The sequence below is a fragment of the Blautia sp. St.27G3 genome, from assembly GCF_059728505.1.
Genome location: NZ_BAAGFO010000002.1, coordinates 678994 through 701993, shown reverse-complemented (window position 1 = coordinate 701993; position 23000 = coordinate 678994). Strand labels below are relative to the sequence as shown.

Genomic DNA, 23000 nt, shown 5'->3' with positions numbered 1-23000 from the left:
TATTTTTATTTTAATTATACGAGCTTCTCTCCGGTCAGCATTTCATATGCCTGGAGATATTTCCCAATCGTCTTTTCAACGATATCATCCGGGAGCGTCCAATCATTGTCCGGATTGGCTTTGAGCCAGTCGCGGGCGAACTGTTTGTCAAAGGAGGGCTGGCCGTGCCCCGGCTCGTACTCATCTGCAGGCCAGAAACGGGAACTGTCCGGCGTCAGCATTTCGTCGCCGATTACGATGTTTCCGTCTTCATCGAGACCGAATTCAAATTTTGTATCTGCAATGATGATGCCGCGGCTTCTTGCATAGTCCGCGCATTTTTTATAGAGAGCGATGGTACAGTCGCGAAGCTTTGCAGCGTACTCCTCGCCTTTGCCCGGAAAATATTTTTCAAGATGGGCGATACTCTGTTCATAAGAGATATTTTCGTCGTGGTCGCCGATTTCAGCCTTTGTGGACGGTGTATAGATTGGCTCTGGCAGCTTATCAGACTCTTTTAACCCTTCCGGTAATTTGATGCCGCATACGGTGCCGTCTTTCTGGTAGCTGGCCCAGCCGCTTCCGGTGATATAACCACGGACGATGCATTCGATCGGAAGCATGTTCAGCTTCCTGCACATCATACTGTTGCCATCAAATTCCGCTGTACGGAAAAATTCCGGCATATCGTTTACATCTGTGGAAATCATATGATTTGGAAGAATATCCTTTGTCAGATCAAACCAGAACCGGGACATCTGTGTCAGAACTGTTCCCTTTTTAGTTACTGCATTTTTCAGGATAACGTCAAAACAGCTGATACGGTCCGTTGCCACCATAATCAGACTGTTGCCGTTGTCATAAATCTCGCGGACTTTTCCTTCTTTGATAGGCTTCATGTTGTGTACCTCGCTCTAAAATATGATTGGTTTTCAATATCATTTCGTTTTACTATAATAGATAAACAGATTTCGGAGCAAAAATCAACACTATTTTGAATTTTAGGCGAAAGTCCTATATTTTCTGCGATTTTCCGCGTATGATTGGAAATATATTGCGTTTACGGAATACATATGATATAATGGCAAACGCTTGTATCACAGAAGTGATAGAAATGAGAAAAGAAAGGCACGTGCCTTGTTAGGCACGGACGGGTGAGGAAATGTTCAGATAGTCTTATTTGGTTGGAAACAGACAAACAGTTTTAGATGCCTGCGCGGCAGGTGTTGTTTGTGTATGCCAAATAGACGATATCGTTGGAAAAGACGATGGACTGGACATTCGGAGCCTTTTGCTATATGAATGATAGAGGGTTCTTTTTGTGCAGGGGTCTGTTTTCGGATACGGAAGCAGATTTTTTGTCGTATTGGGACTTGTCCGATACAATAAAAAATCTGGCAGGATATGGCGTTGCAGGCAGACGACAGGGGGAATGTATATGCTGCAGATTAAGAACTTAAATATTGTACACAAAAAAGATTTGAGAACGATTTTGGACGATTTTTCGTTTACCTTACAGAAAGGGGAAAAAGCGGCCATTATCGGGGAAGAGGGAAACGGTAAATCAACGCTGCTGAAATGGATTGCAGATCCGCTGCTGGTTGAGTCGTATGTAGAGACGGTAGGTGAACGGATTTGCAGGGGAGAGAGGATTGGATATTTGCCGCAGGAGCTTCCCGTAGAAGAAAAAGAAAAAAGCGTATATGAATTTTTCTGTGAGGAGCCACTGTTTTTTATGCAGAATCCAAAGTCACTTGCACAGATGGCAGGAAGACTCAGGATGAATCCGGACTTTTTTTATAGGGAACAGAAAATGAAAACGCTTTCCGGTGGGGAAAAGATCAAGGTGCAGTTGGCACGGATTCTGATGGCGGAACCAACCATATTGCTTTTGGATGAGCCGACAAATGACCTGGATACAGAGACGCTTGAGTGGCTGGAAGAGCTGATTCTTCGTACGCAGCAGAGTGTACTGTATATTTCACATGACGAGACGCTGCTGGAACGGACGGCGAATGTGATCATTCATATAGAGCAAATCCGCAGAAAAACGGTCTGCCGTTATACAATCGTACGTACCGATTATCAGACATATCTGTCGCAGCGGGCGTCACAGTTTGAGACGCAGGAACGGGAGGCAAAAAACGACAGGCGTCAGGAAGAGATCCGGCAGGAGAAATTTCGCAGAATTCAACAAAGAGTAGAACACGAGCAGCGCAACATATCACGTCAGGACCCGCACGGCGGTCAGCTTCTGAAGAAAAAAATGAAGGCAGTGAAATCTATGGAGCGTCGTTATGAGCGGGAAGCCGTGGCGATGACACAGATGCCCGAGGAGGAACGGGCTGTTTTCCTGAAGATGAGTGAGGGAACCTCTTTACCTTCCGGGAAAATGGTATTGGATTTATATCTGGAGCGTCTGCAGGCGGAGAAAAACGGCACAATTTTGGCAGAGCATATTTCCTTACGGGTAAGAGGGCCGGAGAAGGTCTGTATTATCGGAACAAACGGAACAGGAAAGACGACACTGTTAAAACGCATTGCCCGGGAACTGCTCGGCCGGAAGGATATTTCGGTGGCTTATATGCCGCAGAATTACGAGGACTTGCTAGAAATGGAACAGACACCGATTGAGTATCTTGCGCCATCTGGCAGCAGAGAGGACCGAACGAAAGCGCGTACTTATCTTGGAGCAATGAGGTATACAACGGATGAAATGGAGCATCCTATGAAAGAGCTGTCCGGCGGACAAAAGGCGAAGGTACTGCTGCTGAGGATGAGCATGTCCGGTGCAAACGTTTTGCTTCTCGACGAGCCGACGCGGAATTTTTCACCCCTTTCCGGGCCTGTAATCCGTGAGATATTAAAGGCGTATCAGGGAGCAATTATCAGCATTTCTCATGACAGAAAATACATCGAAGAGGTGTGCAGCAGCAGATATTTACTTACAGGGCAGGGACTGGTATTGCTGAAAGAACCGGAATAAAAGCATAAGCGTGAAAGGAAATGCAGAAATAATCATGAGGGAACAGAAAATATGAGCAGAGGAACCGAGTATCTTACATTTGTGACAGGCATTTTAAAAGAACGGATTCAGGAGATCGGAGCAAAAATCCGGGAAGTGCAGAAGGATATTGAACATATGCATGACTATTACTGGGAAAATTATACGGAAATGGACCAGTATGGGTATGAAAATTTTGATAATCAACAGGCGCTTCTGGCACAGGTCAATGCGAATACGGAAAATCAGAGGATGTATCGGCGCATGAAACGACTGCTGGAGTCCCCGTTTTTTGGCCGTGTGGATTTTGTGTACGAGGATGAGGAGGAGCCGGAGCATTTTTATATCGGACTGGGGAATTTTTCAGAAAAAACGGGGCGTGTACCTCTGATCTATGACTGGCGAGCACCGGTTAGTGGGCTGTTTTATGATTATGATAAAGGCGCGGCTTCCTATGAAGCACCGGGAGGGCGGTTAGAGGGAGAAATCCTTTCCAAATGGCAGTATAAAATCCGGGAGGGCCGGATGATATATGAGTTTGAAAGTGATACGAAAATCGACGATGATATTCTCAAGCAGGAGCTCGGGGCGAACAGCGACACGCAGCTGAAAAATATTGTCCGGACAATCCAGAAGGAACAAAATGCAATTATCCGCAATACAAAGGATCGGATTCTGGTGATTCAGGGAGCCGCAGGCAGCGGGAAGACTTCGATTGCACTGCACCGGATTGCTTATCTCCTGTATCATGACCGGGACCGGCTCAGGTCATCTAACGTCCTGGTACTGTCTCCAAACAGCGTATTTTCGGACTATATTTCACATGTGCTTCCGGAGCTGGGAGAAGAAAATATTCAGGAAATGAGCTTTGATCTGTTTGCATATCGGGAGTTGCAGGATGTGGCATCCGACTGTGAAGACCGTTATCATTATATTGAGCATCAGATTCGTCATGGAAAATCCGAAAACTATGAGTGGAAACAGTCAAAACAGTATATGCAGGCAGTGGAAGGATTTTTGATTGAACTGGAAGATCGACTGGTGGATTTTGCAGAGATCGAATACCGAGGATTCGGAAAAAGCGCCGAGGAGCTTACGAGACTTTTTTATTACAAGTTTCTGGATACACCGCTTCTGAAGCGAATGGAAGCGCTCATGGATTATTTTGTGGATGAATATGAAACACTGCGTGGTAAGACCCTTGCGGAAGAAGCGTTGGAGCAGCTGAGGGAACGTTTTATGGGTCTGTATGTAACGACCGACATCTACAAAATTTACAACTGGTTTCTGGAGGAACAGGGGTTGCCGGTGCTGGAATGGGCGCCGCGGGAGCAGAGAATACTGGAGTATGAGGACGTCTATCCGATTCTGTATTTGAAGCAGCGGCTTTCGGGAGCCGGAAACCGCAAAAATATCCGCCACCTTGTGATTGATGAAATGCAAGATTACTCTTATTTACAATATGTCATCCTGGGACAGATGTTTTCCTGTAGCATGACGATTCTGGGTGATCGTGCGCAGACCGTTGACGGGGGAGCAAAGGACGTGCAGCGTTTCCTTCCGGAGATTTATGGAAGGACAGTGCGGTGTATTGAGCTGAATAAGAGTTACCGCAACACAATCGAAATCGCTTCCTACGCGCAAAAGCTGACAGGGCTTACCGGTATTGAATATCTGAAAAGACATGGAAAGCCGGTGACAGAGAGTGGTTTTTCCTCAATGGAGGAGGCAATGGAGGAGGTACTGCGCTGCAGTGCGCTTGGAGAAGAAGGGTATGAAACAGCGGCAGTTCTGACTATGACAGAGGCGGATGCAAAAGCATGTTTTGCTTATCTGAAAGAGCGGGAGAACTCGGTTTTCTACATTGACCGTGACAGTACTGCTTTTCAAAAAGGCATTACAGTTACAACCTTTTATCAGGCAAAAGGTCTGGAATTTGACCAGGTATTTGTGGTGGGTGGAGACCGAAAGAATGACTTTTTTATTGCATTTCGGTATATCAGCGCCACAAGGGCTCTGCATGAATTGTATGTGTTCGAGGTTTCTTAGGGCTTATTCTGATTTTGGTAGACAATTGCACCGTCGATGATGGTGTACAGTGTTTTGGTGAAAACCTCCATCGGATTTCCGGAAAAAATCGCAATATCGGCGTCTTTGCCGGGTTCAAGTGTCCCGATGCGGTCTTCGGCGCGGCAGATTTTGGCGGGACCGGAGGTGATAGCGCGCAGGCCTTCCAGCAGTGGGAGGCCTGCTTTTACGGCAAGACCGGCGCAGAGTGGGAGATACTGGATGAGCGATACCGGGTGGTCGGTGGTAAGCGCAATCGTGACACCGGCCTTCTGCAGAATACCTGCGGTTTTAAAATCAAGGTACCGGACTTCTAGCTTGGAGCGGGAGGTGAGGCCTGGACCGACAATGACAGGAAAACCGGAGTCTTTGATCAGATCTGCAATCAGGTGGCTTTCCGTGCCGTGGTCGATGGTGATATCAAGATCGAATTCACGGGCGATGCGGATGGCGGTCAGGATGTCGTCTGCCCGGTGGACATGGACCTTCATGGGAATTTTCCGGTCAAGCACAGGAATCCATGCTTCAAGAGAAAAATCGGTTTCTGTGAGACAGTGTTTCTTCTTCTGATCATAATAGGCACGCGCATTTGACAGAGTCCGGCGCAACAGGGCGGCAGATCCCATGCGTGTTGAGGGAAAGCTGCCCTGATCACCGTAAGCAGTTTTCGGATTTTCTCCGAGCGCTGTTTTCATGGCAGCCGGAGCGAGAAGGATCATCTGATCTACACAGCGTCCCTGGGTTTTCATTAGGACAGACTGCCCGCCGATTACATTTGCGCTTCCTGGCCCTGTCATGACTGTGGTAATCCCTGCACAGATGGCATCATGAAAGGCAGGGTCCATGGGATTCACTGCGTCAATTGCACGCAGTGACGCAGTAGATGGATTCGTCTGTTCGTTGCAGTCATCTGCAATGAGCCCCTGTTTTTCTTCTGTGATACCGATATGGCAGTGCGCTTCAATGAGACCTGGAAGCACCCAGCCACCTTTTGCATCAATCAGAGACGATTTATGCAGAAGTTCTTTTGGCAGTTCGTCCATGGTCCCTGTTTCTGTGATTTTAGATCCGTTTGTCCGAAGATAGCCGCAGTCTATGACAGGATTTTCTCTGGTCATTGTATAAATACGTCCGTTGATGATTAACATAGGAGCTCCTTTTTACAGCTAATGATCTGTTTTGGAAAATAGTCTGCACGAAATGTAAGATTTTATGCGGAAAAGGGTTTGGTTCGAAATGCGGCAGGCAATGGAGAGAGGCAGTTTTGCACTATTTTTTCGTGCATTTTAAATATATTTTCTTGACAAACATGGTATGAAATAGTAGAATGTTTTAAACTGTTGAAGCGGAGATAAAGGCAGTAAAGGACTTTACAGAGAGCCTGGGATGCTGAGAACCGGGTGAGAAACGGACTGTCAAATGGACCGCTGAGGGTGCAGAACAAATGCCGGATTGAAAAATAAGAGAAATTCATGGATTGGTAAAGTATTCTGCAACGTGTTGGGCATACGTCAGTTGCCGGGGATATATAGGTATCCTGCTAAGGGCACGGAGGTTCCGTGAATTCAAGGTGGCACCGCGGATATGAAGATTATTCGTCCTTGACAGAAGCTTTTTTGAGAGCTGTTCTGTCAGGGATTTTTTTATGTGCAGGGGCGCATATGGAAATTAGCCGTTTCACGGCATGCGCCCCGCACGGCGAGTAAGGGAAGATAAATCTTCCCTACTCGATTGCACACGGAGAAGAAAGGAATATTCGTCTCCCATGCGATAAAAACCTCTGGCAGACGTTTATGATTTGCAGAAGGGAGCGGTCAGAGGAATGAAAATTTTACCTGAACTGGAAGAAGTAAAGCGGATTGCAGCGCTTGAATCTTACAAAGTATTACCGGTGAGCTGCGAGATTCTTTCCGATATCTGTACGCCAATAGAGGCGATGCGGATATTGAAAAATGTATCAACCCATTGCTATATGCTGGAATCTGTTGCAGAAAATGAAAAATGGGGACGCTATACGTTTATGGGCTTTGATCCAAAGCTTGAGGTCACGTGTACGGATGGCGAGATAAAGGCAGGTAGTATAAAAATCAGGACAGAGAACCCGTCTGTATTTTTGCGGCAGCTTCTGGAAGATTACAAAAGTCCCCGGTTTTCTTATCTTCCCTCTTTTACCGGCGGACTTGTGGGATATTTTTCTTATGATTATCTCAGCTACAGTGAGCCGTCTGTAAAGCGGAATGTGGAAGATGCGGAAGCATTTAAAGATATGGATCTGATGTTGTTTGACAAGGTAATTGCTTTTGACAATTTCCGGCAGAAGATCATTTTGATTGTAAATATGTCCCTGGAAGAACCCGAGACCGGATATCACAAAGCTGTGATGGAACTGGAACAGCTGTGTACGCTTCTGCGCAGCGGCCAGAAGAAAAAGGAGCCGGGCGGACGTCTGATGGGGGAGGTAAAGCCTCTGTTTGGAAAAGAGGCGTACTGCGATATGGTAGAGAAGGCGAAGCATTACATCCGGGAGGGAGATATTTTCCAGATTGTGCTTTCCAATTGTCTGAGCGCACCGTTTGAGGGAAGCCTTTTTAATACCTATCGGATTTTGAGGACCATGAATCCTTCCCCGTATATGTTTTATTTTTCCGGGACGGATGTAGAGATAGCAGGCGCTTCCCCGGAGACGCTGGTGAAACTGGAGGACGGAGTGCTGCACACATTTCCTCTTGCGGGGACGCGGCCAAGGGGAAAGACAGACGAAGAGGACCGAATGCTTGAGGCGGGGCTGCTTTCAGACGAAAAGGAGCTTGCAGAGCATAACATGCTGGTTGACCTCGGACGGAATGACCTTGGAAAGATCAGTGAATTCGGGTCTGTACAGGTGGAAAAATTGCATTCGATTGAACGCTATTCGCATGTGATGCATATCGGTTCAACGGTGAGAGGGCAGATTCGGGCAGAGTTTGACGCGCTGGATGCCGTGGAGGCAGTGCTTCCGGCCGGCACGCTTTCCGGAGCGCCGAAGATCCGGGCATGCCAGCTGATCGGGGAACTGGAAAAGAATAAGCGAGGGATATATGGCGGAGCGATTGGTTACATTGACTTTACCGGAAATATGGATACGTGTATTGCAATCCGCATTGCATACCGTAAAAACGGAAAAGTATTTGTACGCAGCGGCGCCGGGATTGTGGCAGACTCGGTACCGGAGAAAGAATTTGAGGAATGCATGAACAAAGCAAAGGCTGTTTTGTATGCACTGCAGCTTGCAGGGGAGGGAGAGCTATGATTTTACTGATTGATAATTATGACAGCTTTTCCTACAATTTGTTCCAGCTTGCAGGAGAGATTAATCCGGATATCCGGGTGATTCGAAACGATGAACTGACGGTTCGGGAGATCGCCGCACTGCAGCCGGATCACATCATTCTTTCACCGGGGCCGGGCAGGCCGGAGGACGCCGGGATTCTTGTAGAGTCGGTAAAGGCACTGGGCAGGAATATTCCGCTTCTGGGTGTGTGCCTGGGCCATCAGGCGATCTGTGCGGCCTTTGGCGCTACAGTCACGTATGCAGGCAGGCTGATGCATGGAAAACAGTCCAGGATTCGTTTTAAGCCGGATTGCCCGCTTTTTGCAGGATGTCCGGAAGAGCCGTTGGTAGCGCGGTATCATTCACTCGCTGTAGACCCGGCGACGCTGCCGGAGGAACTGAAGGTGACAGCCGTGACACCGGAGGGTGAAGTGATGGCAGTTATGCACCGGGAATATCCGATTTTCGGGGTACAGTTTCATCCGGAATCTATTATGACGCCGGAAGGAAAACAGATGCTTAAAAATTTTATAAATCTATCATCACAGAAGAAGTGACGCGTGGTTGATATTTCGATTCTATCATTTTCTATTATTCAAGATCAGAAAGGGGCATTGGCATGATAAAGGAAGCAATCGTAAAAATCGTGAATAAGCAAGACCTTACGTATGACGAGGCATACTGTGTGATGAATGAAATCATGAGCGGAGAAACCACACCCACACAGAATGCAGCATTTCTTGCAGCATTGTCGACAAAGAGCGCGAGGGCCGAGACGACAGACGAGATTGCAGGATGCGCTGCGGCAATGCGGGCGCATGCAGTGAAGGTTGAGACGGGAATGGAGCTGTTTGAGATTGTCGGCACAGGCGGAGATAATGCGCACAGCTTTAATATCTCCACAACGTCAGCTCTTGTGGCGGCGGCCGGCGGCATTAAAGTGGCAAAGCACGGGAACCGGGCAGCCTCTTCAAAGTGCGGAACAGCAGACTGTCTGGAGGCCCTTGGCGTAAAGATTGATCAGGATCCGGACAAATGTGTGGAGCTTTTAAAAGAAGCAGGGATGTGTTTCTTCTTTGCACAGAAATATCATACGTCGATGAAATACGTCGGAGCGATCCGGAAAGAACTCGGTTTCCGTACAGTGTTCAATATCCTGGGGCCGTTGACAAATCCGGGAAGCCCGGACATTCAGCTGCTTGGCGTGTACGATGAATATCTGGTGGAGACACTGGCTCAGGTGTTGATCAATCTTGGCGTGAAGCGGGGAATGGTAGTATACGGGCAGGATAAACTGGACGAAATCTCAATGAGCGCGCCGACGAAGATCTGTGAATTTAAAGACGGATGGTTCAGGTCTTATGTGATTGCACCGGAAGACTTCGGTTTCGAACGCTGCCGCAAAGAAGATCTCGTGGGAGGTACGCCGGATGAGAATGCAGGAATTACGCGTTCGGTTTTAAATGGCGAGCAGGGCCCTAGGCGAAACGCTGTGCTGATGAATGCAGGCGCTGCCCTTTATCTGTGCGGCAAAGCGGAAACGCTGAAGGATGGGGTTTTGCTGGCAGGAGAATTGATTGATTCAGGGAAAGCAGCGGCTGTGCTGGAAAAACTCATTGAGGTCAGCAACCGGGAATAAAGGAGGAACTATGACAATACTGGATCAGCTTGCAGATCACGCGAAGGAGCGCGTGGCCCTGGCTCAGAAAAAGATACCGCAGGATGAACTGCGAAGGCAGGCAATGGCGATGAAACGCGGGAACTTTGCTTTTGAGCGTGCTCTGAAGAAGGGGGATATGGCGTTTATCTGTGAATGTAAAAAGGCATCGCCTTCAAAAGGGATCATTGCAGAAAATTTTCCGTATCTTCCGATTGCCAGGGAGTACGAGGCGGCGGGGGCGGATTGCATTTCCGTGCTCACGGAACCGCGGTGGTTTCTGGGGAGTGATGCCTATTTGAGGGAAATTGCAGAGGCGGTGCAGATACCCTGCCTGCGGAAGGATTTTACGGTGGACTCGTATATGATATATGAAGCAAAGCTGCTGGGTGCATCGGCAGTGCTGCTGATCTGTTCCATTCTTGAGGAGGCGCAGATCCGGGAATATATCCATATCTGTGATGAACTGGGCCTGTCTGCTCTGGTTGAAGCTCACGACGAGACGGAGGTGGAAACCGCTGTGCGGGCGGGGGCAAGAGTAATTGGTGTCAATAACCGGAATCTCAGGGATTTTACGGTAAATACAGACAACAGCAGAAGGCTTCGCAGCCTGATTCCGCCGGAAGTGATTTATGTGTCAGAAAGCGGAATCCGCGATGCAGACGATATCAGAGCCCTCAGGGAAGCGGGTACGGATGCAGTGCTGATCGGGGAGACACTCATGCGGGCAGAGGATAAGGCAGCGAAGCTTGCCGAGCTGAAAGGGGCGCCTGATAGGACTGGAGGGAAAAGGCAGGATTCGTTATGACAAGGATTAAATTCTGCGGGCTTTCCAGAGCCTGCGATATTGCGGCAGCCAATGAGCTGATGCCGGATTATATCGGTTTCGTGTTTGCTCCGAAGAGCCGCCGGTATGTGGATGAAAAAAAGGCGGCGGCCCTGAAAGCTCTTTTACATCCTGATATCCTTGCAGTGGGTGTGTTTGTGAAGGAAGAGCCGGATTTTATAGCGCGGCTGTTGCAGGAAGGTGTGATTGATATAGCACAGCTGCATGGAAATGAGGATGAGAGCTATCTGGAAGCCCTTAGGGCAAAAACAGATAAGCCGGTGATACAGGCCTTTGACGCAGACAGCGGGGAAACAGTCAGAAAGGCAAAGAACAGCCAGGCAGATTTTATTTTATTTGATTCTGCGGGAGGCGGAACAGGGCAGACATTTGACTGGAACGTGCTTGCAGGTGTGAAAAGGCCGTATTTCCTGGCCGGAGGCCTGAATGCAGAGAATGCAGAGGAAGCGGTACGGGCTTTGCATCCATATGCGGTTGACGTCAGTTCAGGGATTGAGACAAACGGCGTAAAAGACAGAGAAAAGATGAGAAAGTTTGCAGCAGCCGTGAGAGCCGCTGCCGGAAAGGACGAGAGAAGATGACAAATCCAAAAGGACGTTTTGGCATTCACGGGGGGCAGTATATTCCGGAGACGCTGATGAATGCTGTGATTGAGCTGGAAGAGGCATATAATAAGTATAAAGTGGACCCGGAGTTTAACCGGGAGCTGACGGAGCTGTTTAACAACTATGCAGGCCGTCCGTCAAGGCTTTACTACGCGGAGAAAATGACGAAGGACCTGGGCGGGGCGAAAATTTATCTGAAGCGTGAGGATTTGAACCATACAGGCGCCCACAAGATTAACAACGTGCTCGGCCAGGCGCTGCTTGCCAAAAAGATGGGAAAAAAGAGACTGATTGCCGAGACGGGAGCAGGACAGCACGGCGTTGCGACGGCGACAGCCGCAGCGCTGATGGGAATGGAATGCGTGGTGTTTATGGGGGAGGAAGATACAATCCGCCAGGCGCTTAATGTATACCGGATGCGTCTTCTGGGCGCAGAGGTGGTTCCGGTAAAGGCAGGCACGGCTACGCTGAAGGACGCGGTTTCAGAGGCAATGCGCGAGTGGACGAACCGGATTGCAGATACCCATTATTGTCTGGGTTCCGTGATGGGGCCACACCCGTTCCCGACGATTGTGCGCGATTTTCAGGCTGTAATCTCAAAAGAGATCAAGGAACAGATTCTGGAAAAGGAAGGGCGGCTTCCGGATGCCGTTGTGGCCTGCGTCGGAGGCGGTTCCAATGCAATCGGCAGCTTTTATCATTTTATTGAGGACGAAGGCGTGCGGCTGATCGGCTGTGAGGCGGCCGGACGCGGGATTGATACGTGGGAGACGGCAGCTACCGTGAATACCGGAAAACTCGGAATTTTCCATGGCATGAAATCCTATTTCTGCCAGGATGAATATGGCCAGATTGCCCCGGTTTATTCAATTTCCGCAGGGCTAGACTATCCGGGCGTGGGTCCGGAGCACGCCCACCTTTACGATATCGGAAGGGCAGAGTATGTTCCGGTCACGGATGATGAGGCGGTGGAGGCTTTTGAATATCTTTCAAAGACAGAAGGGATTATTCCGGCCATCGAATCTGCGCACGCGGTTGCTTATGCGAGAAAGCTGGCGCCAACCATGGAGCAGGATAAAATTATTGTAATTACCGTTTCAGGAAGAGGAGATAAGGATTGTGCGGCCATTGCGCGCTACAGAGGGGAGGATATCCATGAGTAACATCAGAGAAGCATTTAAAAACGGAAAAGCATTTATCGCATTCATTACGTGTGGAGATCCGGATCTTGAGACAACGGCAGCAGCCGTGCGTGCAGCAGCGGAAAACGGGGCAGACCTGATTGAACTCGGTATTCCCTTTTCAGACCCCACAGCGGAAGGCCCGGTGATACAGGCCGCGAATATCCGCGCGCTTGCAGGCGGTGTGACGACGGACCGGATTTTTGATTTTGTGAGGGAGCTCCGCCGTGATGTGAAAATCCCGATGGTGTTTATGACGTATGCGAACGTTGTATTTTCCTACGGCAGCGAGCGATTTATTTCTACGTGCAGTCAGGTTGGGATAGATGGACTGATCCTTCCGGATCTGCCATTCGAAGAACGTGAGGAATTTCTTCCGGAATGCCGTAAATATGGCGTTGATCTGATTTCCCTGATTGCGCCGACGTCAGAAGGACGGGTTGCAATGATCGCGAGGGAAGCAGAAGGCTTTTTGTACCTTGTATCGAGCCTCGGCGTAACCGGGGTAAGAAATGAAATCGAGACAGACCTGGTTTCCATGGTGCAGATGGTGCGCCAGAACACAGACGTTCCCTGCGCGATTGGATTCGGCATTTCAACGCCAGAGCAGGCGAAACAGATGGCAGGGCTTTCCGACGGAGTGATTGTGGGATCTGCGATTGTCAGGCTGCTCGAAGAGCATGGGAAAGAAGCGCCGGAGTATATCGGGGAATATGTCAGGAGGATGAAAGAGGCGATTCGGCAGTAGATTTGAGAAAATTGTGGATAGAAAAAGTACCGGGCATTTTGAAAATGGAGCCGGTACTTTTTATGTCAGAGATTAATTTTTGTTTAGTTATAGAGATACACTTAACCTATGTCAATCCAGTCAGGGTCAACCCAGCAGGCTTTTGTTTCATTCCAGCGGCGGTATTGCTGTTTCCCATTATAGAAACGTGTTTTGATAACAATTTTGTCGGTTGCCTGTATTGATATTGAAGAATCAGAGGTTGGGTGGAAAACCTGGGCTTTTAATGGTGCCGCTCCAGCAGAAATCGCAGAAAAAAGCGATGCGGCAAGCACAAATGCACGAACAGTCTGTTTGAGTTTGTTTGTGGTTGTTCTATTTTTCATAAGAGTCCTCTTTAATGGGTACACCGGCTCCTATATAGACAGGAAGTCCTATAGTTTCATCAACTTGTACGGTATCTGAACCGTTGATTACCAGGTAATAGTTTCCATCTTTTATGTATAACCAGGACAGCTCCGGGTCAATGTATGTGCCTCCATGCCCTTCGATTTCCTCCATAGGCGTTTCATACGATGGAAGCGGAAGGTACAGATAGGAAGCAAAAAAGAAGATACACATAATAATTGCGAACAGGATCGTATTGCGTGATCCTGTTTTAGTTTTTGGAGCTTTTGACAGAATCTTAAAGCGTTCGACCATGGTACTTTTAGATGCAGTCTCGGATAATGTCATGATATACGGCAAATCGGTTCTGTGTCCATCTTTTTGACTGGCACGCTTCATACTTTGTACTAGAACATCCATATACCGAATCCTGAATGGCCGGGATAAATGTTCGGAAACTGTCATATCGCATCGGATCTCAGTTGCCTGCATGATCTGTTTTTGCAGCAGACGTATGGGCGGGAACCACCACAGCAGACAGCAGCAAATGTGAATCATATATTTCAGGAGCAGATCACCGTTTCGAAAGTGACAGTATTCATGCGCCAGTATGAAGTAGAGCTCCTCATCTGAGTAATTGTAATCAGGCAAAAGGATTTTTTTGTGGAAAACTCCGATTCCGCCCGGCATGTGCAACTCGGGAATGCACAGAATACTGCAATTTATTTTCATTCCGAAGTCATGTAAAACCGACGAGGAGACTGTTTGCACCTGCTCTGACTGGCAGGAAGATAATGGACGAAGGCTTTTGGTGTAAGCGTGGTACTGTATAAAAAAGCGAAACAGCATTGCGGCAGCGCCCAGTCCCCATATGATTAAAAACATTTCCCAGGGGGAAATTGCAAAGAAATCAAATGTGGATGTAGTATTTAACATAAAGTCAGAAAATATAGCATACACACCACGAATAGGAATTCCCGTACTGAAAGAAAAATCATATGAGAGAAACATGCGTAAAATGCACAGTATGCACACCAAAATCAAAGCAAAGGCCCCATGCTTCCCGGATAGTGTAACGTGTTTTCGAAACAGAGTCAGAGCGAGAATAAATATACTGCACCATGCCAGTGCAACAAGGAATGACCAGAATGTAAATCCCATACGCTATTCCTCCGCTTTCTGGCGAAGCTGCTGAATCATATCTTCAAGCTGCGCAATGATCTGTTCAGAATCTGCGGAAGCTCCCTCAGCCAGTGCAACAGCTACCTTTGAGACAGAGCTGGAATTCAGATTAAGGGACAGAGCCAGCTTTGCAGCATATTCTTCTTTGGTGAGAAGCGGGCGAAACTGTCTTGCATACTGAGACGCATATTGGACAGATCCACAGACTTCGATCATGCCTTTTTTCAAAAGAGAACGGATCAGGATATAGACATAACTGCTTTTCCATTGCTCTTCTTCCGCATGCTCCGCTAATTCCACACTGGTCATGGGACGTTTTTTCTGCCACAAAAGTTCCATGACACGCTCTTCGCTGGGAGTCAGTGCGAATTTCTTTTTCACAAAAGGTTCACCTCCAATCAGTTTTTCTTAAATTTTATAATAAATAGGGAAAAGTGTCAATAAAAAATATCAGCTGCTAACAAATTCAAGAAAAACTATTAGAATATTCGCAACTAATAAAAAATATTACTATTAAAAAGAAAGGAGAATGAAACCAATGGTGTAAAATATGCTAGAAAAAGAAGTAATTAACAGAAAAGACGAATGAGCGAGGGAGGTAAAACATGAAGAAAAAAATTTTTGCTATTTTAACAATTATTGGACTTTTGACCATGTCAATGACAGTAATGGCCCAAACTGTATCGTTTAATATTACGATGGGAGGGAGCTCTCCCGATCCTATTTCAAAAAGGGCAGAGAAGAATCCATATGACCAGGACAATTACTTTTATGTAACTGGGTATAGTTCATCAGATTCGAGTACATTGATAATAGCAAAATCAAAACATTTATATAAGCCGAATCAATACTATACTCCTTATGGGACGATGATTATTGTTGGAGCTACACAATCAGCAGCGTATAACACTACAGTACCACATGGCGAGCTTTATTATATGGAAGGTGAATATTTGAATGGATATGGTCCCAGAGTTCAGCTGACAGGAGCTTATACACCATAATCGGAGACTAGTATGACTAGAAAATATTTGAAATTATTACTTATAGGATCAGTATTATTGCTGGGCGGCTGTACAGGCCGTCCAAGACAAGCTGAAGATGTTATACAGGAAATTTGTGAGTTCCCGGAACATTATGAAAATACGATAGAAAAGGTTACATTTGATGCTGGGCTTGAGATAGCGGACGGCGTGCAGCTGGAAAATTTAAAGGCGGGCCGCGTGCAGCTTCAGCTTCCGGATGTAGAGACAGTAAAAGCTGTTTTTCTGGATGGCTTGGAAGAAAAGAAGATAAAGGAGAAGGTAGAAGAAAAAGGTGGTGAGGGAGAGCCGGGGTATTTTCATTTGCTGACAGAGGATTTTTACAATTTATCAGCTGGCGGAAGTGTGGTGTATAATACGCCAGACGCATACTATTACCGTGCGGCTATACACTATGATGATCGTGATAATTTGCCGGAAGAATATGTAGGGAAAGAAGATCTGGACGGGATGTCAGCAAATGAGGCTCTGGATGCAGTAAGGGAAACCTTGCAAAAAATCGGAATAACGACGGAAGGATGTCTTGTTTCAGGCTTTACCTTGCCGCATACTTTGATGGAAGAAAAGGAAGTATGGGAGGATCATACGGGGAATATTACCAGTGAGTATTACAAAGAATCCTGGACTAGAGAGGATGATGCATATTATTATGTAATGCATCAGACGTGGCAGGGGCTTCCGGTTTATCACAAATATGTGTTTCCGGATAATAATGATATGAATGCACCGATCCGTGTGCTCTGGTCACGCAGAGGCTTGGAGGACCTGCAGGTTGATTACTATTTTAGGTTTAAAGCGGAAGAAGAGACGTTGCAATTGAAAGATTTTTCTCAGATTACGGCAACTGTTGCGGATAAATACAATGCGATTTTGAACGAGGTGGATTATCTTGTGATGGATGCCACTTTATATCAGACGGTGGTTCAGGGAGAAAAGGAGAGGGATTATTTTACGATTCCGGCCTGGCTTTTCCATGTTACAGAAAAATCAGATGAAGGGGAATATACAATCACAATGCTGGTAGATGCAGTTTCCGGAAAGGAGATTGTTGCATGAAAACGAGATATTGGAGAACGGATCTGTACCGATGTTTCGGCTCGTGGCAGATGCTTTTAGCAATCATAGGGGTATGTGTAGTGCATTTGTTGGGAGCAGAGCAGTTTTCAGAGGTTAGGGTTTCAGTGCTGCGCAGTTTTTACCGGGTTTGGGGAAGCAATGCAACAGTTCTGGTGTATCTGTTTACTACCTTGGCGTATGGGCGATGTTTTGCGGAGGATATGGAACAGGGCTACATAAAATATGCGCTGACCAGGGGAAAAGCCATAAATTATGTGATTTCAAAATGTATATGGATTGCCGTGTCGGCGGAGATTTCAATGGTATTTGGCCGTATGCTCTATATTTTTCTGCTGCGCTGCCGATATCCGTGGGAGGCTGGTGTCGGAGAACTGGAGATGTTATCTGTGTTTGGAGGTTTCACCGGACTGCTTGAAAACGGAAATTATTTTATGTATTTGTGGATACACAGTATATGCCAGGGTGTATGGGCGGTTGTTTTGGCGCTTTTGGCAGCGTTGGTTTCCCTGTATACTACCAATGGGTTGCTTGTCCTGGCATTTCCGGTGATGGCACATCATCTGATCCGCAGAATCAGTGTTGTGTTTGGAAGTGGAAAATATCTGATGGATCCGGATCATTTTTTCCTGATTAACTATAATGCACTCGGAAATGATAAGCTGACAGTAGCTGCTATTTTCCTTTTGGGAGTTTTTTTATCTGTTCTGATTGGGGCCGCCATTTGCAAAAGCGTGGAAAGGAGGGTACGGAATGGGTAAGTTCTGGCGACAGCTTCAGTATACATTTCAGCTCTATCGTCATCGTTTTTTTCAGATGAGAACCGGGATTTTATTGATTTTACTGTTTGGGGCAATGGACTTAGATTATATGGGTCTTGCACGTGCAGTAAAGGGACTTGATTACCCGGCTTCTCCATGGTTTATCTTAAGCGTTATGACAAATGATTTTATGTGTGCGGCCGTAGGATTGGGAGCAGTCTATCTTTTTTCCGGAGCGCCTTACCTGAACCGGAACGGAATGTATCAGATGATTCGGGTGGGCAAAAGACGCTGGGCGGCAGCACAGCGGGGAAGTATCCTGGTAAGTAGTTTTAGTTTTACGCTCTCTTTGTTTTTGATGGGACTGCTGCATCAGCTTCCGCGTATTGACTGGACGGTTTCCTGGGGCAAAATGCTCCATACGCTGTCCCTCACAAATGCAGCGCAGGAGTTCGATGTAACATTTGGCCTGAGCTATTCGTTTCTTCAGCAGATAGACGGATGGCAGGCAGCGCTTCTTGCATTTGGGCTGGATAGTTTGGTGTTTACATTGCTTGGTTTCCTGCTTTTTGGGATTGGTCTTTGTTTTGGAAGGACAGTAGCTCTGACGTGTGTCGGATTTCTGGCTGTTCTGCCATTTAGTTCACAGGCATTCGGCATACATAATTTTTATTGGTTGCATATGATCTCGCCGGTGTCCTGGCTGCAGACCGGGCTGTTTTTTACAAAAAATTATATCTATGCAGCTATGCCGCCTGTTACGGTAGTTTTTGGCCTGAGTTTGGCCTATATTGTTGCAGCCATTGGAATCGCATCATTGGGAGTACATCGAAATCAGTTCAAATGGAATGGAGAAACGGAATGAAAGAAGTTTCAATCAGAGTAGAAAATCTGCAAAAGTCTTTTCGGGATAATAAAGTATTACAGGATGTGACATTTACCTGTAAATCGGGGGAAATTGTAGGATTTGTTGGGTATAACGGATGTGGAAAAAGTGTATTGTTCAAGTGTATCTGTGGCTTTTTGCAGCCGGATTCAGGTACAATCGAAATCTCCTGCGATGATGCCAGGGTGGATGATATCAGTGGAAAAATTGGAATTATCATAGAAGAACCGGCATTTTTGAGAAATAAAAGTGGACTGAAAAATCTCGAATTTTTATATGGAATCCGTAATAAGATGAACCGCATATATCTTCGGTCGGTGATGGAAACAGTAGGCCTTGAGCCTTCTTCCAGAAAACATGTAGGGACTTATTCGCTTGGAATGAAGCAGAGGCTTGCGATCGCCCAGGCGATCATGGAGGATCCGCCAATTCTGATACTGGACGAGCCGATGAACGGTCTGGATAAGGCGGGAGTTGCCCAGATGCGGACTCTTTTTTTGAAAATGAAAGAAAAGGGAAAGGTGATTTTGCTGGCGAGCCATAACAGGGAGGATATCGAAGTCCTGTGTGACCGTGTGTATGAGCTGGAGGAAGGGCGGCTTTGTCCTTTAGGAAACGCTGATTAAAGCGTTTCCTCTGTCTTAAAGGATGTATAACCCTCATAGTAGTAGCTATGGTCGATGCCCTTCATATAGATTTCACGGCTATTGATGTCATCCGTCAGGGCGTTTTTCAGCAGGTGTTTGATTTCAATATCCTTAATCGGGCTACGCTCCATAGCAAGAAGATAATCTTCTTTATCTACCTTGCTCCAGTCAACGACCCTGTGAAGCTCGGTTTTGAAAATCAGATCCAGCCAAATACGGGCGCTGCGTCCGTTACCTTCCCGAAATGGGTGGGCGATATTCATTTCAACATACTTTTCTACAATCTCATCAAAAGTTGATTGCGGCATCTTATCAATGTTTTCAAGTGCCGCTTCCAAGTACACCACCGGGGCAAAACGGAAACTGCCTTTTGCAATGTTTACTGTTCTGATTTTTCCGGCAAAGTCGTAAATTTCGTCGAATAGATATTTATGAATAGCCTTGAGCGCAGAAAACTTTCCAGCTTCTAATTTATCAAGAATTCCTTTTTCAAAAAGTTCCGCAGCCTTTTTCTTGCTGATCCGTTCTTCCTCACGGGCAAGATCGGCAGAACTGGTCAGCCCCAATTTATTTTCAAGTGCCATATCGCACCTCCATCCTCATGTTTGATTATGAATCTCTTTTAAATCCTCGATAGCCAGAACAGGATCCATTGTGTGAAATATCATATAGTTGCGTTTCATTGTTTCAACGGGGGCCTGTTTATATATTTTTGCGCTGTCTTCTCCGCTGTAATAATGCCAATAGCGGTAGAGGTAGCCAATCCAGTACAGAATATCAGTGGAGTATATTTCTCCGCCTGAGATTAATGAACTGCTTGCGGCAGACACAATTTCCTCAAGCAGATATTCTTCACCTGCCCACTGCATCCGGTTATAATCGGAGTCAAGCGCCTTTGCGGTGTCGGATGTCATAAATGCCTTCACAAAAGCGGCACTGTCATACTTCTTTTCGGCAGATAACTCAAACAGTCTGCCTTGAATATCACATAACTTTAGCTGTAACCCGTCCATTATTGCCCTTCGTTCTTCATCTTGTCGAGTATTTCATCAAAAAACAATCCTTCACGGCGATAATTTCTGCAAATATCATTGGCAAGAGAGATTCCTTTTGCCCGGTTTTCTCCGGCGGTATTCTTTATAAATAGTCTTTCAAGGGCATATCATAAACGAGACCGGACTTTTTTTGTTTTGGATTATATCTAATGTTATATTTCGCGTCAATAGATTTTACCGAAATCTGTGCTTTTGCGTATTTTTTCTTTTTGTGGTTTGAGAAACTGGCTTCTGGCCATTCCACTACTCGATTGTGCAGAGACGGATATAAAAGTTGACTTCAATTTGAGACGATGTTAAAATATAAGCTAATAATAAAAAATATCATTAATAAACATGGTTTGAATCAGATAAAATGTAAGGATGAAACTCTGGGACAGCAAATTACTTTTTGGAGGAGGAACACATGAAAAAGGTCATTATAAAAACAATAGAAACATGCGGAGGAACTTATATTTATGACAGGAATACACATACTGTCATTCCTGTTGACAGAGAGAGCTTCGAAGAGTTTCGTGCTTATGAGCAGGGGAAAACAGATCAGGAGCATTGCCCTGCGTTGCAGAGATTTTGTGATATGGGAATCCTGGAGGAGAATGTTGTGGAGGAGATCCGCCACCCGGATACAGATTTTCTGGAGCATTATGCAAAGTGCAGGGTACGGCAGGTTGTTTTGCAGGTGACTCAGCAGTGTAACCTCCGGTGTGCATACTGCGCATATTCCGGAAACTATTTCACAAGAGAACACTGTGATAAGAAAATGACTTTTGAGACAGCCAAAAAGGCGATTGATTATGCTATTAGCCATTCCAGCGAGATCGGGGAGATGTGTTTTTCCTTTTATGGCGGGGAACCTCTTCTGGAAATCGGACTGATACGGGAATGCGTTTCTTACATAAAAAAGTGCATGGGTGAAAGAAAATATACCTTTACAATGACAACAAACGGGACGCTTCTGACTCCGTCGGTGGTGAAATTCCTTTCGGAAAATCAGTTTACTGTTCATATAAGTCTGGACGGCCCGAAAGAAGAGCATGACCAAAACAGAAAATTCCGGACAGGAAAAGGCTCTTTTGATACGATTATGAAAAATATTGCTGTTATAAAAGAGCAGGATTATGAATTCTGGAAAAATCTCGGCTTTATGATTACCTTAAATCCCAAAGTGGATTTGAAAAAGATAACAGAATTTTTTGATCACACAGAGCTGATTCCGAAGCATGCGGTACAGTATCATGAAGTAGAAGAGACAAATCTGAAAAATCAGGAATGGGTTCATTATCAAAACGCTTTCCGGTTAAACAGAAAATACATGTATCTCAAAGCCTTGATGTACCTTGCAGGCATGCTGGAAGAGAAACAGGTAGACCAGATGTTCAGAACTACCTGTGTAATGAAACAGAAATTTTTCGATGGACTCAAAAAAGGAAGGTATATGAGAAAGTCTGTACATCATGGAGGGCCGTGCATACCGGGAATGCGAAAAATTTTTGTGTCTGTTGACGGGACATTTTATCCATGTGAAAAGGTAGTAGAAAATGAATCCGCTTTTTCGATTGGAAATGTGGATGAGGGACTGTGTATTCCTAAAATGGAGCCGATTTTGAACCTTGGGCGTTTAACGGAAAAACAGTGCATCAACTGCCCTGCCCTGCAGAATTGTGAAATATGTGTTGCGAGAATTGAAGGCGGGGACAAAGAGAGCTTTGTAACGGCAGAGAAAAAATTAGAAATCTGTCAAAAGAGCAGACAGACATTTGTCAATGAATTGTATGAATATTGTGTGATTAATGAGTGCCAGAAGGAAAACAAGGACAGGAAAGAAGAGAAGAGGGCTGTGCCGGAGCCTGAACAGCCATTTCAGGCAGAAGAACTTCCGCATTATGGCATGGAAAAATTAGAGATTCCCGTTCTTGTGGTGCTTGGCCAGGGGGAACAGTGTTCAAAAGCGGCGACATTTGCCAGAGCCTGCGAATTTATCCGGACAAAGGGATATCAGGTCTTGGGCATTGGCGTTGACCCGGCGGTATGCAATGCAGGTAACAGGAAGCTTCCGGACTTTTTCCTGGACCAAGCAGAAGGCTTTGAAAAGAAAGTTCTGAATCTAAATAAGTATGTGAAAGAGCTTTGCGACAGAGAAAATCCGGATATTGTAGTAGTGGAGATTCCGGGGGGAATGTTCCCGGTAAGCGAAAAGGAGCATTTTCATTTTGGAGAACTTTTGGCAGTAGTTTCCCGTGCTTTGGATGTGGATGCTGCGATTTTCAACCTGTATTATAACGTGTGCAAAATGGATGCAGAGCGAAGGGATGCATATCTTGCCTATATGAAAGAAAGCTGTATGGGCAAATATCAGTTCCCGGTGGATTTTTTCTGTGTCAGCCCGCATTACATGAAACTGGATCCGGAGACAAGGAAAGCGGATTATCTGTGTTTTGATGAAGATTCCGTTGTCCTGAAAAATACAGAGAAGCAGGCGCAACTGGTCTGTCTTTGGGAGGACAGCCAGGATTTTGAAAAGGAAATGGATAAGCTTTTGGAAAGATTAGAAGAAAATACAGAGGTCGTTTAAAAGAAAGAGGCGTGAA

At 46.2% G+C, this 23000-nt stretch carries 22 protein-coding genes and 1 pseudogene; 15 read left to right on the top strand and 8 right to left on the bottom strand.

What is annotated here, in order from left to right; genetic code table 11:
* Positions 1-14: 14 nt before the first annotated feature.
* Complete coding sequence (locus AC6I2O_RS12850) at positions 15-878, bottom strand: phosphoribosylaminoimidazolesuccinocarboxamide synthase (RefSeq protein WP_120391864.1); 864 nt, start codon at positions 876-878, stop codon at positions 15-17.
* Positions 879-1417: 539 nt separating this feature from the next.
* Here AC6I2O_RS12850 and AC6I2O_RS12845 point away from each other — a divergent pair.
* The gene (locus tag AC6I2O_RS12845) at positions 1418-2965 is read left to right on the top strand and encodes an ABC-F family ATP-binding cassette domain-containing protein (protein ID WP_120391994.1); all 1548 of its coding nucleotides are present in this window, start codon (positions 1418-1420) and stop codon (positions 2963-2965) included.
* 51 nt (positions 2966-3016) lie between these two features.
* Positions 3017-5032 (top strand): HelD family protein, encoded by a 2016-nt coding sequence (locus AC6I2O_RS12840; RefSeq protein WP_497742843.1) that lies wholly within the window; start codon positions 3017-3019, stop codon positions 5030-5032.
* Here the strand turns inward: AC6I2O_RS12840 and AC6I2O_RS12835 are convergent.
* On the bottom strand, positions 5029-6198 hold the full coding sequence (locus tag AC6I2O_RS12835; protein WP_120391862.1) for an amidohydrolase: 1170 nt from the start codon (positions 6196-6198) through the stop codon (positions 5029-5031). The genes AC6I2O_RS12840 and AC6I2O_RS12835 overlap by 4 nt on opposite strands.
* Before the next feature lie 674 nt (positions 6199-6872).
* Here AC6I2O_RS12835 and AC6I2O_RS12830 point away from each other — a divergent pair.
* The 7 genes from AC6I2O_RS12830 (at position 6873) to trpA (ending at position 13398) form a co-directional block, all read left to right on the top strand.
* Complete coding sequence (locus tag AC6I2O_RS12830; RefSeq protein ID WP_120391861.1) at positions 6873-8339, top strand: anthranilate synthase component I family protein; 1467 nt, start codon at positions 6873-6875, stop codon at positions 8337-8339.
* Complete coding sequence (locus AC6I2O_RS12825; protein ID WP_120391860.1) at positions 8336-8917, top strand: anthranilate synthase component II; 582 nt, start codon at positions 8336-8338, stop codon at positions 8915-8917. The genes AC6I2O_RS12830 and AC6I2O_RS12825 overlap by 4 nt, the downstream gene beginning before the upstream one ends.
* Before the next feature lie 62 nt (positions 8918-8979).
* The gene (gene trpD, locus AC6I2O_RS12820; RefSeq protein ID WP_120391859.1) at positions 8980-9999 is read left to right on the top strand and encodes an anthranilate phosphoribosyltransferase; all 1020 of its coding nucleotides are present in this window, start codon (positions 8980-8982) and stop codon (positions 9997-9999) included.
* 10 nt (positions 10000-10009) lie between these two features.
* Positions 10010-10825, top strand: coding sequence for an indole-3-glycerol phosphate synthase TrpC (trpC, locus tag AC6I2O_RS12815; RefSeq protein ID WP_120391858.1), 816 nt, complete (start codon positions 10010-10012; stop codon positions 10823-10825).
* Complete coding sequence (locus tag AC6I2O_RS12810; RefSeq protein WP_120391857.1) at positions 10822-11445, top strand: phosphoribosylanthranilate isomerase; 624 nt, start codon at positions 10822-10824, stop codon at positions 11443-11445. The genes trpC and AC6I2O_RS12810 overlap by 4 nt, the downstream gene beginning before the upstream one ends.
* Complete coding sequence (trpB, locus tag AC6I2O_RS12805; RefSeq protein WP_120391856.1) at positions 11442-12632, top strand: tryptophan synthase subunit beta; 1191 nt, start codon at positions 11442-11444, stop codon at positions 12630-12632. Before AC6I2O_RS12810 ends, trpB begins: the two co-directional genes overlap by 4 nt.
* On the top strand, positions 12625-13398 hold the full coding sequence (gene trpA, locus AC6I2O_RS12800; protein WP_120391855.1) for a tryptophan synthase subunit alpha: 774 nt from the start codon (positions 12625-12627) through the stop codon (positions 13396-13398). Before trpB ends, trpA begins: the two co-directional genes overlap by 8 nt.
* Before the next feature lie 101 nt (positions 13399-13499).
* Here the strand turns inward: trpA and AC6I2O_RS12795 are convergent, their stop codons facing one another.
* The 4 genes and pseudogenes from AC6I2O_RS12795 to AC6I2O_RS12780 form a co-directional block, all read right to left on the bottom strand.
* A complete protein-coding gene (locus tag AC6I2O_RS12795; protein WP_120391854.1) occupies positions 13500-13763 on the bottom strand; it encodes a hypothetical protein in 264 nt (87 codons plus the stop codon).
* Entirely contained in the window at positions 13753-14184 is a 432-nt protein-coding gene (locus AC6I2O_RS12790) for a hypothetical protein (protein ID WP_497742989.1), read from the bottom strand. The genes AC6I2O_RS12795 and AC6I2O_RS12790 overlap by 11 nt, the downstream gene beginning before the upstream one ends.
* An 18-nt stretch (positions 14185-14202) precedes the next feature.
* Positions 14203-14649, bottom strand: a pseudogene (locus AC6I2O_RS12785) (M56 family metallopeptidase); the annotation flags it as partial.
* Between the two features lie 279 nt (positions 14650-14928).
* A complete protein-coding gene (locus AC6I2O_RS12780; RefSeq protein WP_120391852.1) occupies positions 14929-15327 on the bottom strand; it encodes a BlaI/MecI/CopY family transcriptional regulator in 399 nt (132 codons plus the stop codon).
* Positions 15328-15551: 224 nt separating this feature from the next.
* Here AC6I2O_RS12780 and AC6I2O_RS12775 point away from each other — a divergent pair, with 224 nt between their 5' ends.
* The 5 genes from AC6I2O_RS12775 to AC6I2O_RS12755 are packed head-to-tail and all read left to right on the top strand — an operon-like array spanning position 15552 to position 19336.
* Positions 15552-15950: a hypothetical protein gene (locus AC6I2O_RS12775; RefSeq protein ID WP_120391851.1), complete on the top strand. Its 399-nt coding sequence runs from the start codon at positions 15552-15554 to the stop codon at positions 15948-15950.
* Between the two features lie 12 nt (positions 15951-15962).
* Positions 15963-17045, top strand: coding sequence for a hypothetical protein (locus AC6I2O_RS12770; RefSeq protein WP_120391850.1), 1083 nt, complete (start codon positions 15963-15965; stop codon positions 17043-17045).
* Positions 17042-17824 (top strand): hypothetical protein, encoded by a 783-nt coding sequence (locus AC6I2O_RS12765; RefSeq protein ID WP_497742841.1) that lies wholly within the window; start codon positions 17042-17044, stop codon positions 17822-17824. Before AC6I2O_RS12770 ends, AC6I2O_RS12765 begins: the two co-directional genes overlap by 4 nt.
* The gene (locus AC6I2O_RS12760; RefSeq protein ID WP_120391848.1) at positions 17817-18689 is read left to right on the top strand and encodes a hypothetical protein; all 873 of its coding nucleotides are present in this window, start codon (positions 17817-17819) and stop codon (positions 18687-18689) included. Before AC6I2O_RS12765 ends, AC6I2O_RS12760 begins: the two co-directional genes overlap by 8 nt.
* Complete coding sequence (locus AC6I2O_RS12755; RefSeq protein WP_120391847.1) at positions 18686-19336, top strand: ABC transporter ATP-binding protein; 651 nt, start codon at positions 18686-18688, stop codon at positions 19334-19336. The genes AC6I2O_RS12760 and AC6I2O_RS12755 overlap by 4 nt, the downstream gene beginning before the upstream one ends.
* Here AC6I2O_RS12755 and fic read toward each other — a convergent pair.
* Both fic and AC6I2O_RS12745 read right to left on the bottom strand, forming a co-directional pair.
* Positions 19333-19941: a protein adenylyltransferase Fic gene (gene fic, locus AC6I2O_RS12750; protein ID WP_120391846.1), complete on the bottom strand. Its 609-nt coding sequence runs from the start codon at positions 19939-19941 to the stop codon at positions 19333-19335. The genes AC6I2O_RS12755 and fic overlap by 4 nt on opposite strands.
* A 15-nt stretch (positions 19942-19956) precedes the next feature.
* On the bottom strand, positions 19957-20370 hold the full coding sequence (locus AC6I2O_RS12745) for a hypothetical protein (protein ID WP_120391845.1): 414 nt from the start codon (positions 20368-20370) through the stop codon (positions 19957-19959).
* 448 nt (positions 20371-20818) lie between these two features.
* Between AC6I2O_RS12745 and ccpM the strand changes: the two genes are divergently transcribed.
* Positions 20819-22984, top strand: coding sequence for a Cys-rich peptide radical SAM maturase CcpM (ccpM, locus tag AC6I2O_RS12740; protein ID WP_120391844.1), 2166 nt, complete (start codon positions 20819-20821; stop codon positions 22982-22984).
* Positions 22985-23000: the final 16 nt, after the last annotated feature.

Coding starts and splice junctions, on each gene's coding strand:
- AC6I2O_RS12830 (WP_120391861.1), top strand. CDS start 6,873: ATGAAAATTTTACCTGAACTGGAAGAAGTAAAGCGGATTGCAGCGCTT.
- AC6I2O_RS12765 (WP_497742841.1), top strand. CDS start 17,042: ATGAAAACGAGATATTGGAGAACGGATCTGTACCGATGTTTCGGCTCG.
- AC6I2O_RS12790 (WP_497742989.1), bottom strand. CDS start 14,184: ATGGATGTTCTAGTACAAAGTATGAAGCGTGCCAGTCAAAAAGATGGA.
- trpA (WP_120391855.1), top strand. CDS start 12,625: ATGAGTAACATCAGAGAAGCATTTAAAAACGGAAAAGCATTTATCGCA.
- AC6I2O_RS12775 (WP_120391851.1), top strand. CDS start 15,552: ATGAAGAAAAAAATTTTTGCTATTTTAACAATTATTGGACTTTTGACC.
- AC6I2O_RS12840 (WP_497742843.1), top strand. CDS start 3,017: ATGAGCAGAGGAACCGAGTATCTTACATTTGTGACAGGCATTTTAAAA.
- AC6I2O_RS12760 (WP_120391848.1), top strand. CDS start 17,817: ATGGGTAAGTTCTGGCGACAGCTTCAGTATACATTTCAGCTCTATCGT.
- AC6I2O_RS12745 (WP_120391845.1), bottom strand. CDS start 20,370: ATGGACGGGTTACAGCTAAAGTTATGTGATATTCAAGGCAGACTGTTT.
- AC6I2O_RS12795 (WP_120391854.1), bottom strand. CDS start 13,763: ATGAAAAATAGAACAACCACAAACAAACTCAAACAGACTGTTCGTGCA.
- trpC (WP_120391858.1), top strand. CDS start 10,010: ATGACAATACTGGATCAGCTTGCAGATCACGCGAAGGAGCGCGTGGCC.
- fic (WP_120391846.1), bottom strand. CDS start 19,941: ATGGCACTTGAAAATAAATTGGGGCTGACCAGTTCTGCCGATCTTGCC.
- AC6I2O_RS12755 (WP_120391847.1), top strand. CDS start 18,686: ATGAAAGAAGTTTCAATCAGAGTAGAAAATCTGCAAAAGTCTTTTCGG.
- AC6I2O_RS12835 (WP_120391862.1), bottom strand. CDS start 6,198: ATGTTAATCATCAACGGACGTATTTATACAATGACCAGAGAAAATCCT.
- trpD (WP_120391859.1), top strand. CDS start 8,980: ATGATAAAGGAAGCAATCGTAAAAATCGTGAATAAGCAAGACCTTACG.
- AC6I2O_RS12770 (WP_120391850.1), top strand. CDS start 15,963: ATGACTAGAAAATATTTGAAATTATTACTTATAGGATCAGTATTATTG.
- AC6I2O_RS12850 (WP_120391864.1), bottom strand. CDS start 878: ATGAAGCCTATCAAAGAAGGAAAAGTCCGCGAGATTTATGACAACGGC.
- AC6I2O_RS12825 (WP_120391860.1), top strand. CDS start 8,336: ATGATTTTACTGATTGATAATTATGACAGCTTTTCCTACAATTTGTTC.
- AC6I2O_RS12845 (WP_120391994.1), top strand. CDS start 1,418: ATGCTGCAGATTAAGAACTTAAATATTGTACACAAAAAAGATTTGAGA.
- ccpM (WP_120391844.1), top strand. CDS start 20,819: ATGAAAAAGGTCATTATAAAAACAATAGAAACATGCGGAGGAACTTAT.
- AC6I2O_RS12810 (WP_120391857.1), top strand. CDS start 10,822: ATGACAAGGATTAAATTCTGCGGGCTTTCCAGAGCCTGCGATATTGCG.
- trpB (WP_120391856.1), top strand. CDS start 11,442: ATGACAAATCCAAAAGGACGTTTTGGCATTCACGGGGGGCAGTATATT.